This is a genomic window from Bizionia paragorgiae, assembly GCF_900107625.1.
Lineage (GTDB): Bacteria > Bacteroidota > Bacteroidia > Flavobacteriales > Flavobacteriaceae > Bizionia > Bizionia paragorgiae.
Window position 1 is genome coordinate 153,695 of sequence record NZ_FNQK01000007.1, and the last position, 11,902, is coordinate 165,596.

At 36.1% G+C, this 11,902-nt stretch carries 11 protein-coding genes; 2 read left to right on the forward strand and 9 right to left on the reverse strand.

The features are described from left to right. Positions 1 to 4: 4 nt before the first annotated feature. The 7 genes from BLV64_RS06860 to BLV64_RS06890 all read right to left on the reverse strand — a co-directional run bounded on the left by BLV64_RS06860 (position 5) and on the right by BLV64_RS06890 (position 7,855). Complete coding sequence (locus BLV64_RS06860; protein WP_092133459.1) at positions 5 to 832, reverse strand: tetratricopeptide repeat protein; 828 nt, start codon at positions 830 to 832, stop codon at positions 5 to 7. Between the two features lie 81 nt (positions 833 to 913). Next, positions 914 to 1,951, reverse strand: coding sequence for a vWA domain-containing protein (locus BLV64_RS06865; protein ID WP_092133460.1), 1,038 nt, complete (start codon positions 1,949 to 1,951; stop codon positions 914 to 916). 31 nt (positions 1,952 to 1,982) lie between these two features. Then, positions 1,983 to 2,987 carry a vWA domain-containing protein gene (locus BLV64_RS06870; protein WP_092133461.1) on the reverse strand — a complete coding sequence of 335 codons (1,005 nt, stop codon included), beginning with the start codon at positions 2,985 to 2,987 and terminating at the stop codon, positions 1,983 to 1,985. Further along, a complete protein-coding gene (locus tag BLV64_RS06875; RefSeq protein ID WP_394332344.1) occupies positions 2,987 to 4,666 on the reverse strand; it encodes a hypothetical protein in 1,680 nt (559 codons plus the stop codon). The genes BLV64_RS06870 and BLV64_RS06875 overlap by 1 nt, the downstream gene beginning before the upstream one ends. A 7-nt stretch (positions 4,667 to 4,673) precedes the next feature. Continuing rightward, positions 4,674 to 5,540, reverse strand: a complete 867-nt coding sequence (locus BLV64_RS06880) for a DUF58 domain-containing protein (protein ID WP_092133463.1) — start codon at positions 5,538 to 5,540, stop codon at positions 4,674 to 4,676. A 100-nt stretch (positions 5,541 to 5,640) separates the two neighbouring features. Further along, positions 5,641 to 6,642, reverse strand: coding sequence for an AAA family ATPase (locus BLV64_RS06885; RefSeq protein WP_092133464.1), 1,002 nt, complete (start codon positions 6,640 to 6,642; stop codon positions 5,641 to 5,643). A 157-nt stretch (positions 6,643 to 6,799) separates the two neighbouring features. Continuing rightward, positions 6,800 to 7,855 (reverse strand): DUF4382 domain-containing protein, encoded by a 1,056-nt coding sequence (locus BLV64_RS06890; protein WP_092133465.1) that lies wholly within the window; start codon positions 7,853 to 7,855, stop codon positions 6,800 to 6,802. A 319-nt stretch (positions 7,856 to 8,174) separates the two neighbouring features. Here BLV64_RS06890 and BLV64_RS06895 point away from each other — a divergent pair, with 319 nt between their 5' ends. Beyond that, positions 8,175 to 8,927 (forward strand): SDR family NAD(P)-dependent oxidoreductase, encoded by a 753-nt coding sequence (locus tag BLV64_RS06895; protein WP_092133466.1) that lies wholly within the window; start codon positions 8,175 to 8,177, stop codon positions 8,925 to 8,927. A gap of 43 nt (positions 8,928 to 8,970) precedes the next feature. Next, on the forward strand, positions 8,971 to 10,104 hold the full coding sequence (locus tag BLV64_RS06900) for an ATP-binding protein (protein WP_092133467.1): 1,134 nt from the start codon (positions 8,971 to 8,973) through the stop codon (positions 10,102 to 10,104). A gap of 223 nt (positions 10,105 to 10,327) precedes the next feature. On the opposite strand, the gene BLV64_RS06905 is transcribed toward BLV64_RS06900, so the two are convergent. Further along, positions 10,328 to 10,936, reverse strand: coding sequence for a hypothetical protein (locus tag BLV64_RS06905; protein WP_092133468.1), 609 nt, complete (start codon positions 10,934 to 10,936; stop codon positions 10,328 to 10,330). 14 nt (positions 10,937 to 10,950) lie between these two features. After that, entirely contained in the window at positions 10,951 to 11,883 is a 933-nt protein-coding gene (locus BLV64_RS06910) for an OmpA family protein (protein ID WP_092133469.1), read from the reverse strand. Positions 11,884 to 11,902: the final 19 nt, after the last annotated feature.

The following is an 11,902-nucleotide window of genomic DNA, read 5'->3' on the forward strand; positions in this document are numbered from 1 at the left end:
CTCCCTACCAGTCTTTATCCGTTTGCACTTTCACACCCTTGGCTTTTTCGGCATTCATTTTTTCCTGCACTTTCTGCTCTTGGTTATTCATAGCCTCAAGCAGATTTTTTATTTGCTGTGGTGACATTTGCCCAGGCTGCTGCTGTGGCTTTTGCTGTTCTTTTTTATCGTCCCCTTGGTCTCCCTCATCCTCTTGATCATCGTTTGGCTTACCGTCCTCCTCATTTTCATTTTCACCGTCTTTTTTATCTTGATCGCCAGAATTATCGTCGTTCTCTTTATTTTCGCCTTCGTCTTTGTTTTCGTCTTTATTCTCGTCTTCCTTTTTATCCTTATCCTTATCGTCTTTGTCATCTTCCTCTTCTGGTGGCTGCTCGTTTTTAGCACAATCTTGAGCTAATGCCAAATTATAACGCGACTCATCATCGGTAGGATCATTTCTTAAAGCATTTTTATAAGCCTCAACCGCTTCTCTACATTTCTCATTCTTCATTAAAATATTTCCTATATTATGAAATGCTTTGTGTTTCTCGGCTTTTGAAGTCGCATTTTTTATCGCTTGCTGATGACGATAAAGTGCTTCTTCGAAATTACCCTCTTTAAAATACGCATGCCCTAAGTTATATGCACCAGCAACCAATTCAGGTTGCTCTGACAAAGCCTTCCGGTATTCCATTTCGGCAGAAACAAACTCATCATTGTTTGCTAAGGTATTTGCTTCGTAGACCAAAGCATTTGCTTTTTTAATAGCTTTTAGCTTTGCCTTGTCTGTATCTTGTGCGAATACACTAGCAAAACATAAAACCAACACATATAAAATACTCTGTTTCATAATTAATTTTGGATACAAAAATGATTTGTATTTTTCAACTCTAAAGGTATTAAACTCCTATTTTTCTTATAGTTAAAGGTTTTATAAATTCTCGTTAAATAGATTTAGTTTCCTCAACCAAGCGGTTTTACGTTCTAATAAAAAGACATCTAAAAACAACAATAGAAAGCCCAATCCTAAAAACCATTGAAATTGAGACTCATAATCGGCAAACTGCTGGGCTTCAAACTCTGTTTTATCCATAGTATTCAGAATATCTCGGATTTCAGAGACCACTTGATCGGTATTATCGCCTTTTATATATTTTCCGTTTGCTTGACTAGCAATGCCTTTTAAAGTATTTTCATTTAAACGGGTAATTACAGTTTCGCCTTGTCTGTCTTTTTTATAACCTTGTAATACCCCATTTCTTTTCATGGGAATAGTTCCTCCTTTTGTACTACCAACCCCTATAGTATAAATACGAATGCCTTGTTCTCGGGCTTCCTCTGCAATTGCATCAGAAGACCCTTCATGATCTTCTCCATCGGATATAATAATAAGCACGCGATTGGTTTGCTCATCATCGTCGTAATAGGTTTTTGATAATTCGATAGCCTCATTAATGGCTGTTCCTTGCGAAGACATCATATCGGTATTCATGTTCTGAAGGAACATTTTTGCCGAACTATAATCGGTAGTAATTGGCAATTGCGGAAAAGCTTTTCCTGCATACGCAATAATCCCAACACGGTCACTCGCTAGGTTATTTATAATTTGAGTCACTACCTGCTTAGATTTCTCTAATCGGTTTGGAGCAATATCTTCGGCCAACATACTTTTAGACACATCAATGGCAAAAACAATATCTACCCCTTCGCGCTTAACGGTTTCTAAAGTAGACCCCACTTTCGGGTTTACTAAAGCAATAGCTAAACTAGCGAATGCTAGACAAAGCACCACTATTTTTAAAACCGACTTAAATAAGGAGCGATCAGGACTTAATCGTTCTAACAATTTTTTATCAGCAAATTGACGTTGCTTATTACGTTTCCAAAGCTGAAGCGCTAAAAACACGATGCAAATTACCGGGATAATTAGCAATGCCCAAAACCATATTTTTTCTTCTAATTGAAACATTCTTCAGTTGTGTTTTGCATGTATTTACGAATTAGATAAAACTTCTAAAAACCGTATATCTTAAAATAAACTCTAACAATAAAAGTAAGCCTGCGATATACACGAAAAATCGGAATTTTTCCTGATAATTGTAGTACTTAAACTCTTCAATCTCTGTCTTCTCAAGTTTATTAATCTCGTCGTAAATCTGTTCTAATTTCTTGTTGTTTGTTGCTCTAAAATATTTCCCTCCGGTCACTTGAGCAATCTCTTTTAATAAAACCTCATCAATCTCCACCTGCACTCTACCATATTGAAATTGTCCGTTAGGTCTTAAGGCAATTGGAGATAAAGCCATACCATTACTCCCCAATCCAATAGTATAGGTTTTTATACCAAATTCAATAGCCAATTCACTCGCTATCTTCGGGTTAATAGTACCAGAATTATTAACCCCATCGGTTAATAAGATTATAATTTTACTTTTTGCTTTACTATCTTTTAAACGATTCACAGCGGTAGCTAACCCCATACCAATAGCAGTACCGCCTTCTATAATTGTATTGTACTTGATATCATTTAATGATCTAAGCACAATATTTTTATCGCTAGTAATAGGTGTTTTCGTATAGGCTTCTCCAGCATATTCTACAATACCGATACGATCGTTTGGTCGTCCCTTAATAAATTCTGATGCCACTTCCTTAAGGGCTTCTAGACGGTTTGGCTTTAAATCTTTAGCCAACATACTGGCCGAGACATCTATAGCCATAACAATATCGATTCCTCGTGTTTTTTTTGTTTTGGTTGATACATCTACCGTCCTTGGTCGTGCTAAAGCGACAATAATACATGCTAATGCCACTAATCGCAGTGCGAACAACAGATGCCTCAATTTAGGCAATATTGATCCTGATGTACTAAATCCCTTTAGACTTGACATTTTAAGCTGCGCAGTTTGTTTTTTATGCTTTAAAACATACCAAAGCACGGCTATTGGCAGCGTTAAGAACAACCAGAAAAAGGCTTTATTTAAAAATTCTATTCCTTCAAACATTATTCAGCTTTTGGTTTTAATTCTATTGAATCGAGGATACGCTCTATAATATCTTCGGCATAATCATCATTATCTTTCCATGAAAGCAAGACTTGCTGAAGTATATTCTGACTTGTAAAACTCAAAATAGCATACTTTCCTTTTTCAGTTTTATCGGACAATAGCGAAGGTAAGTCGGCTGTTCCAAATGCTTTTAAGCCTTCGGCACCTCGAGGGGTTACAAATTTCTCTTTATTCAGCACGATATTGATCGCACCACTTTTCTCCCAATGACTCAGCACAGCGTCTACAGCTTGATTTAAGTCAATTTCTGGCTCCTGATCATTAGTTTGCATTTCCTGTTGCTGTGGCTTAGTGAATGTAGTGGTTCTTACTACAATATTTAGCTTGTCTATCAAGCTACCATAGCTAAACATCGTACTTTTATACTGTTCTTTTAGAGCTTCTGGCGTTGGTACTTCGGTACGCTTTAAAACCTTTGGCGTAGAGATTGTAATTGGTGGATACCCATAATCGCTCGTCACCCAATTGCCTTCTAAAAGAGATTTACTTTCATGACCAATAATCGTATCTTTCACATAAGTAAATCCGTAAGTCGCAATAAACCCAATTAAAGTTGCAAAAACAAGTGCTAACGATAGGACTACAGTAAGCACAATTTTCTTATTCTTTTTACGGCGCTCCTGCTCTTCTTTATAGCGTTTATCTTGAAGCTTTTCGGCTTCGGTAGGTTCTGGAAGCGCACTTTTTACTTGGTCGATTTCTAAATCTACCGTTTTTCTATCCATTTCAGCTAAAGCAACATCTGGAGCTGATTTAGCAAACTTCACTAAATCGGCACGCTTTAAAATAGTTTCAATATTTTTAATGTCGTTAGCACTCAATTCTATTTGGTTTCCATCTTTTAAAAGTTTCAACCTGTAAACCAACTCATCGGTCGTACTTTCTAGGGCACGATCGTATACTTTTTCATCTAAATATTTTCTTATAATAAACGTCAGTTCTGAGTAATACTCTTTTAGATTTTCAGTTTGAAGATAATTACTCTCATCTAATTTCTTTAAGGCCATTTTTGCGCGATCATAAGGTGGTAACAGCGCAATTTCTTCGGCTTCAGTTAATGGTTTTTGTCTCCAAATAAACCAATACATTAAAAAAGCAACCAATGCCACACTAGCTATAGCAATTAAGAGGTAAATCCACCAATCCCCTATTTCTTTATCAACAGCCATCACCGGTTTAATGTCGTATAAACCTTGTTTTGTTGTATCAACCATAACGGCTTGGACTTCTACATGAAGCGAATCGGTAAAAAATGTTTTATCGTTGATAATTATTTTTTGCTTGGGAATGGCGTAAGCCCCGGAGTCGAATTGCGTAAGACCGTACTTCTTAATTAATCGAAAAGTAGCATCCCGCTTTGTGGTGTCAATTTCGTAAGAAGATATCATTTCCAAAGGTGAAAATGATTGCCCTTCTGGAAACACAACCAAGTCGGTTGAATCCGTATTAACTTCAATTTTATAAATGATTTCTTCTCCAATTTTAATTGAAGTAGAATCTATTGAAGAGGATACCTGCGCATAAGAAACCAAAGAAAAAAACACAAAGAAAAAAACTAGGGTTCCGGTTTTTTGTTGCATTATAGATCGCGTCATCCTATGTAATTTTAAAGTCATCATCTGTTTATCCTCTGCGTTTAAAATACCCTAATAATTTTTTTACATAACTTTCATGGGTGGCACAACTTATAGCTCCAGCACCAGATTTAGAAAAGCTATTTTTATAGTATCCTACTTTCTCATTGTAATATGAACTATAGTCTTTACGTACTTTTTTAGACCCTGTATTAATGTATTGCAAAACACCCGTTTCGGCATCTTCCATTTGCACCAAACCTAGGTTAGGAAGTGACTCCTCTTTGGTATCATATACTCGAATACCTGTTACATCATGTTTTTTAGCCGCTATTTTAAGCGTTTGATTATAGTCATCAGCAATAAAATCACTCAAGACAAAAACAATTGCTTTTTTCTTCATGACATTATGTAAAAACTTCAATGCTTTAGCGACATCTGTTTGTTTGCTTTTAGGTTTAAACTCTATAAGTTCACGAATAATTCGCAACACATGAGAGCGTCCCTTTTTTGGTGGAATATACAGCTCAATATCATCTGAAAACAAAATGAGTCCGATTTTATCGTTGTTTTGTGTGGCCGAAAAGGCTAATGTAGCTGCTATTTCGGTAGCCATTTCATTTTTAAATTGGTCTTGTGTTCCAAAGGCGTTAGATGCCGACACGTCGACAAGAAGCATCATGGTAAGTTCGCGTTCTTCTTCAAAAACTTTAATATACGGTTCGTTGTATCGTGCAGTAACGTTCCAATCTATATTTCTTACATCATCACCAAATTGATACTGTCGTACTTCAGAAAAAGTCATACCGCGCCCTTTAAAGGTAGAATGGTATTCTCCTCCAAAAATATGATCAGACAAACGGCGTGTCTTAATCTCAATTTTACGTACTTTTTTTAGTAATTCTTTAGTATCCATTCTAAGTAAAACTCTTTATAAGTTGGAGTTTTTAATGTTTTAATCCTTTATTAGTCTGCAGTTAAAATGTTTTAATTCTAGACGTCATGAAGATTAAAATTTATGGCACTTCGATAACGTTTATAATTTTGTTGATAATGTCTTCTGAAGTAACATTCTCTGCTTCGGCTTCGTAGGTTATTCCGATTCTATGGCGTAACACATCGTAAACGACAGCTCTTACATCTTCTGGAATAACATACCCACGACGCTTTATAAACGCATAACATTTTGCTGCTGTAGCAAGGTTTATACTTCCACGAGGAGAGGCTCCAAAAGAGATTAGTGGTTTTAAATCGTTTAATTTATACTGTTCTGGGTAACGTGTTGCAAAGATGATATCTAGAATATATTTTTCTATTTTCTCATCCATATACACTTCACGAACCACCTCTTGTGCTCTTAGTATTTGCGACACAGAAACCACCGGGTTTACTTTTTCCCAAGACCCTTTTAAATTGGCTCTCATTATAAGTTGTTCTTCCTTTTGCTTTGGGTAATCGATAACTGTTTTTAGCATAAAACGATCCACCTGCGCTTCTGGTAATGGATAGGTTCCTTCTTGTTCTACTGGGTTTTGCGTTGCCATCACTAAAAATGGCTTATCTAGCACAAACGTTTCATCGCCAATAGTAACTTGCTTTTCTTGCATGGCCTCTAATAGCGCAGACTGTACTTTCGCAGGAGCTCTGTTAATCTCATCTGCCAATACGAAATTAGCAAAGATTGGTCCTTTTTTTATCGAAAAATCATTCTCTTTCATGTTGTAAATCAAGGTTCCAGTAACATCTGCTGGCAATAAATCTGGAGTAAATTGGATTCTACTAAAACTACCATCTACGGCTTGCGCAAGCGTGTTAATAGCTAAGGTTTTCGCTAGTCCTGGCACACCTTCTAATAAAATATGACCACGACCTAATAAGCCAATAAGTAAACGCTCGACCATATCCTTTTGGCCAACGATTACTTTATTCATTTCTAACATTAATAAATCTACAAAAGCACTTTCCTTTTCAATTTTCTCATTTATAGATTTAATATCTACCGTACTTGTATCTTCCATTATTTATATTTTTTTAAAGGCTCGAATATACTATTCTTACTAAGGTCATGCAAATTGTTGATTTTTTTACTTGAACGCTGTTAATAATTGGTTAAAAATTAAAGAGCAGCACGAATCGTGCTGCTCTTTAACAAATATTTAGATATAAAGCCTCTAACTAGCTCAAAGTCACCGCTCCTAAATCGGTAGTCATTCCTAAAACGACCTCAACATCAGCAATTACTGTCGCCGACAATCCAGACGCCACGTCGGGAGTTATTGTTACGTTATAAACTCCAACTGGAATCCCTTCCAAAACAAAAACACCTTCAGCATCTGTTTCTACAGAGTAAAGTGTACCATCTACTTCTAAAGAAACAGTGGCCATTACTCCCGTATTTAATACCGTTCCTGAAATAGAACCAACTGCTAACTGAACATCACCAAGCGTAGTAATCTCACCGTTTACAACAGTCACATCATCTACTGAAACAGTCGCATATCCAGAAGCTGGATCTGGAGTAAAAGTCACTGTATAAACACCTTCTGGCACCCCATTAAGTACAAATGAACCATTTGCATCGGTGTAGGCAGAAATTATATCTCCATTAACATCAATCGAAGCTACAACCTGATAATCAAAAGGAACAACTGCCCCCTCTATACTACCTGAAGTGTATTGCGTTGCCGCATGTATTACAGGTTTTAAATTGATATTTCCAGAATTCCCTGCCACAACTATAGATTGATCGACATCAAAGTCCAACACAATATCATACGTGTAACCAGGTAAAAGTTCCTCATTAATTTTAACTTTTAATCCCGATTGCTGTGCACTTGGTGTATTTAATGGAAAAGTCTCCCCATCAATAACAATCGAATTATCTTCTCCTAGCACTAACCTAATTTGATTAAGTGTTCCTGAAGGCACTTGAAAGCCATCAACTAACAACACATTAATACCACCTGTAAGCTCTAAAAGATCATACACACCGGTATTAATAGCGCCTGCACTTTGCCAACCGCTCTCTCCCGTACTCTCATCATTAACTTTTACCATAACATCAACAACCTCTACATAAACATGATCATAATCACCCGGATTATCAGTAAGTCTAACAGAAATATTAGAAGTTCCTTCTGCTACTGCAGAAGCATCATCATCACTACAGTTAAATAAAACAATAGATAATAGTGATAGAATAAAAATTTTAATTGGCTTTAATAGTCTCATAAAATATATATATTTTGATTCATTAGAATATACGGGATACAACCTCTAATTAGATTTTTTTTGTCAGAAAACTTTTAACTTATAAGAAAACTCACACTCTATAAAATCACGCAACTCCCTACATCCTCTATACGTCTGCCAATTTTAAATCGGAAATTAAAATTTTGTTAAAATCTTAAATAGGCCACTATAAAATAATCACAAATTTCGCGACAGAAATACTATAACATATCGTCTTAAATTTAAATACGAATAAGTACTTTTATAGTTAAATAACACATCCACGTTAAAAAAACATCTTCAAAAAAGAGAACTTATTATGAATAAAACAGCATTAATCACAGGAGCTACTAGCGGCATAGGCAGAGCTACCGCATACGCATTTGCAAAACAAGGCATTACACTAATATTGTGCGGCAGACGGCAAGAGCGTCTAGACGCTTTAAAAGCGGAGTTATCTAAATATACCCAAGTACATACTTTAACGTTTGATGTTAAAGAAAAAGACGCCGTTTTCAATGCCATCGACAGTCTGCCAATAGACTTTAAAACAATTGATATTTTAATTAACAATGCTGGAAACGCTCATGGATTAGACCCAATACAAGAAGGCAACCTCGACGACTGGGATGCTATGATGGACAGTAATGTAAAAGGCTTACTTTATGTTAGTAAAGCAATAATACCCCAGATGACTGCAAGACAATCCGGACATATTATTAATATTGGATCGTCGGCAGGAAAAGAAGTTTATCCAAAAGGCAATGTCTATTGTGCGAGTAAACACGCTGTATTGGCATTAACAGAAGGCATGAGAATAGACCTTAATCCTTTTGGTATTAAAGTAGGCGCTATAAATCCAGGTTTGGTAGAAACCGAATTTTCTAAAGTCCGTTTTAAGGGTGACACCGTTGCTAACTCAGTTTACAAAGGCTATAAAGCGCTTCAGCCAGAAGATATTGCCGATATAATTTACTTTGTAGTCACACGAGCTCCACATGTTAATATTGCCGATTTATTAGTCTTTCCAACCGCTCAAGCGAATTCTACTTTAGTAAAAAAAGAATTGTAACTTAGAAAGATAAACAAGACGTGCTTTTAGTTTCTAATTGATTATGATTAACAAACGTTTACTTATTAAAAACCTACTCGCTCATAATGACGAGAATAGCTTTTATGATAAAAAACGCAAAATTGATATTAGCCATAAGGAAGGAAAAGCTAAGTTTTTAAAACACATCTGCGCCTTAGCCAATAGCAATCCCAAAAACAACGCTTACATTGTAGTTGGTATAGAGGATGAAGATAGCACTATTGTTGGTGTTGATTTTTTTGACGATTCGAAGATTCAAAACCTAGTAAATGCTTATTTACACAATCCGCCACTAGTTCAATATGAAAATGTATCGTTTCCGCACTTAGAAGACCATAAAGTTGTAGGGTTAGTAACTATTAGAGCAACGGAAGGCTTAACCTCGCTTAGAAAGAACATTTGGAAGTATTATGGCGGCGCTGTTTTTTTTAGAGAAGGCAGCATAAGTATGCCCAAGGCCTTTAAAAGCGATATTACCGATGTTAATTCCAAAACTGTTTTCGCCATTGAAAAACACTCACAAAACACAATAGAATACACATTAGATGGGGTCTTCGATTTTATGAAAAAGCGAAAAGACTACAGTCCGCAATACAAAGTCTTTAAAGAGTATTTTGTAATATGTTGGGCAGCCGAAAAAAAACAAATGCCCAATGAGACCTATCTTTCTAGGGTTGACATAGAACTTATAAACGAGCAAGTGCGTTTGTTTTATTCTAATTTAGACAAGGTAACCATTACAATCACAGAGGACCAATTTATGATTGTGGAGTATGTTAACTTAGGACTCCAAGACAATTACAAACATTATCCTTTAGAAGAAACTCGTATACAATTCAATAATAACCTGAGCTATTCTATAGAGTCCACCTTAGTATTTGAAGCACCACAATTCGACAAAAAGATCCTACATCATATTTACAATATAAATAACACTCTACTTGAACGCTTAAAGCGAAACGCAACACTTACTAACGAAGAGGAAAAAGACTTACTAAACTTACCAGCAACTTACCTCATTTGCTATTTAAATTTATTTCACGAAGCCATTGATAAATTAGAGGAGGCTAAGCCGTATTTAAAGGCGTATAGCAGCAATGCCTATTCAAATTACAAAGAGGCTACGCGCATCCTTAGAAAAGTAAAATACAGCTAGATTAATTCGCTACCAATTATACACTATTTAATACCAAACACACATTAGGCCCCATTTAAAGCAAAAACATTCCCCATCTTTACAATGCTATTAATCAATTTTACACCTTATTTCTCCCAGTAAAACTGGCATTGAAATAAGGTTTACACCAAAAAAAGAGTTCAGCATATATATACTGAACTCTTTTTTATTTCTTGTTAATGCGGGTTAAAACCAAACCGTTTTATTGCCCTTTATCTAAGACATCCTGCCACTCTTTCAATTTTTGCCATTGACCTTCGTGGGCTAATTTTGCCTGCTTAGGCCAGGTAAATGGTTTATGAATTTCAAAACGCTTACCGCCAGCGCGCAATATCTCTGTACATTTCTCTACCGTACATTGAGACAAATCATACCATGTTTTTATATTATGAGAATGAAACAACTCTGCTATTTTAGGACCAATACCTTCCACGACTTTCAAATCGTTATCTTTAACAGCTTTACCCATTGCTGCTTTTGCAGCAACAGCATCAAAGGCTACCGCGCTAGAAGACGATGGTGACGGACTGTCTACTGACGCCTGTGGCGATACAAAATTTGAAGTCATCATACTCGAATCAGCCCCAGCATTCCCTGCTCCAGAGGGTTTTCCTGCCGGTTTTTTAGACGTTAATTTACTTGCTTTACACGCTTCTAAATCAGCTTCAAGTTTAGCTATTCTATTTTTAAAAATATCTGTATTGGTCGATTCTGTTTGCGGACTTGCTCCGCCAGAGATTTTACCAATTAGGTATCCAAATATTGCACTTAAAAGCCCTACTATTAAAGGAATTAATATACACCAGTTCATAATTTTTGTGGTTTTTAGTTAATGGTTACGACTACTCTTCGGTTTTTAGCACGTCCTTCGTCGGTATCATTACTCGCAATAGGAGCATCAGGACCTTTTGATGACGTTTCAATTTTAGTATCAGAAATAGCGTTATCTACAAAATACTCTTTTATAAAGCCCGCTCTTTTTAAAGCTAATTCTATATTACTTTTTCGATCCCCTGTATTATCTGTATGACCAATAATATGCAGTTTAGCATTCTCCGATTTATCTATATACCGCGCTATTTTTGCTACCTTTTCACGTTGAGATTTAGAAAGGTTTATCGATGTATCTCCTATATCGAAATACATCACTAAGGGATTGGTTTTTATTTCGGTTTCAAGGGCTTTTAACTCGTCTTGAAGACTAGTATCGTTTTCGGCAATGGTACTCACACGGTAGCGCAATGGGCCAAAAAAAGTACCATCTTGGTCAGGAATCATTTCAGCATTTAATTCACCATAGGCATTTATAGACCTTGAAGACACCCCTTGAGACATGCAGTAGCTTTTAACGGCATGAGCTCGTGCCAACCCTAAGTTGGGAAAAGCCGTGTTATTTATTTCATCATCACGATAAAAACCTGTGATTTCAGCAACTTTTCTCGGATTTTCATTTAAAAACCCGGATAACCTATCCAACTCATGTTTTAAACCTTCAGATACAGGTTGAAGAATTTGAGCCTTGGAATGCGCAAAGTTAAAATTAGACATCGCGCTAAAGGATACACCACTCTTATTGTCTTCCATAGAGAACTTATTCTTAGTTGCGGGCGCAATGACTTCTTCAACTACAACCGTTTCGGTTTCATCGGGCATTACCCCATCAACATCTAAGGATGAACAACAAAGATTATAATACAATAGGGTCCCAAAAATAATGGTTAATAAAAGACCTAGGATATACGTTGTTTTTTTATTCATTATCATTTGGGTTTTTAGA

Excerpts from the sequence above, each read along its gene's own strand:
- BLV64_RS06860 (WP_092133459.1), bottom strand. The coding sequence starts at position 832 with ATGAAACAGAGTATTTTATATGTGTTGGTTTTATGTTTTGCTAGTGTA.
- BLV64_RS06865 (WP_092133460.1), bottom strand. The coding sequence starts at position 1,951 with ATGTTTCAATTAGAAGAAAAAATATGGTTTTGGGCATTGCTAATTATC.
- BLV64_RS06870 (WP_092133461.1), bottom strand. The coding sequence starts at position 2,987 with ATGTTTGAAGGAATAGAATTTTTAAATAAAGCCTTTTTCTGGTTGTTC.
- BLV64_RS06875 (WP_394332344.1), bottom strand. The coding sequence starts at position 4,666 with ATGACTTTAAAATTACATAGGATGACGCGATCTATAATGCAACAAAAA.
- BLV64_RS06880 (WP_092133463.1), bottom strand. The coding sequence starts at position 5,540 with ATGGATACTAAAGAATTACTAAAAAAAGTACGTAAAATTGAGATTAAG.
- BLV64_RS06885 (WP_092133464.1), bottom strand. The coding sequence starts at position 6,642 with ATGGAAGATACAAGTACGGTAGATATTAAATCTATAAATGAGAAAATT.
- BLV64_RS06890 (WP_092133465.1), bottom strand. The coding sequence starts at position 7,855 with ATGAGACTATTAAAGCCAATTAAAATTTTTATTCTATCACTATTATCT.
- BLV64_RS06895 (WP_092133466.1), top strand. The coding sequence starts at position 8,175 with ATGAATAAAACAGCATTAATCACAGGAGCTACTAGCGGCATAGGCAGA.
- BLV64_RS06900 (WP_092133467.1), top strand. The coding sequence starts at position 8,971 with ATGATTAACAAACGTTTACTTATTAAAAACCTACTCGCTCATAATGAC.
- BLV64_RS06905 (WP_092133468.1), bottom strand. The coding sequence starts at position 10,936 with ATGAACTGGTGTATATTAATTCCTTTAATAGTAGGGCTTTTAAGTGCA.
- BLV64_RS06910 (WP_092133469.1), bottom strand. The coding sequence starts at position 11,883 with ATGAATAAAAAAACAACGTATATCCTAGGTCTTTTATTAACCATTATT.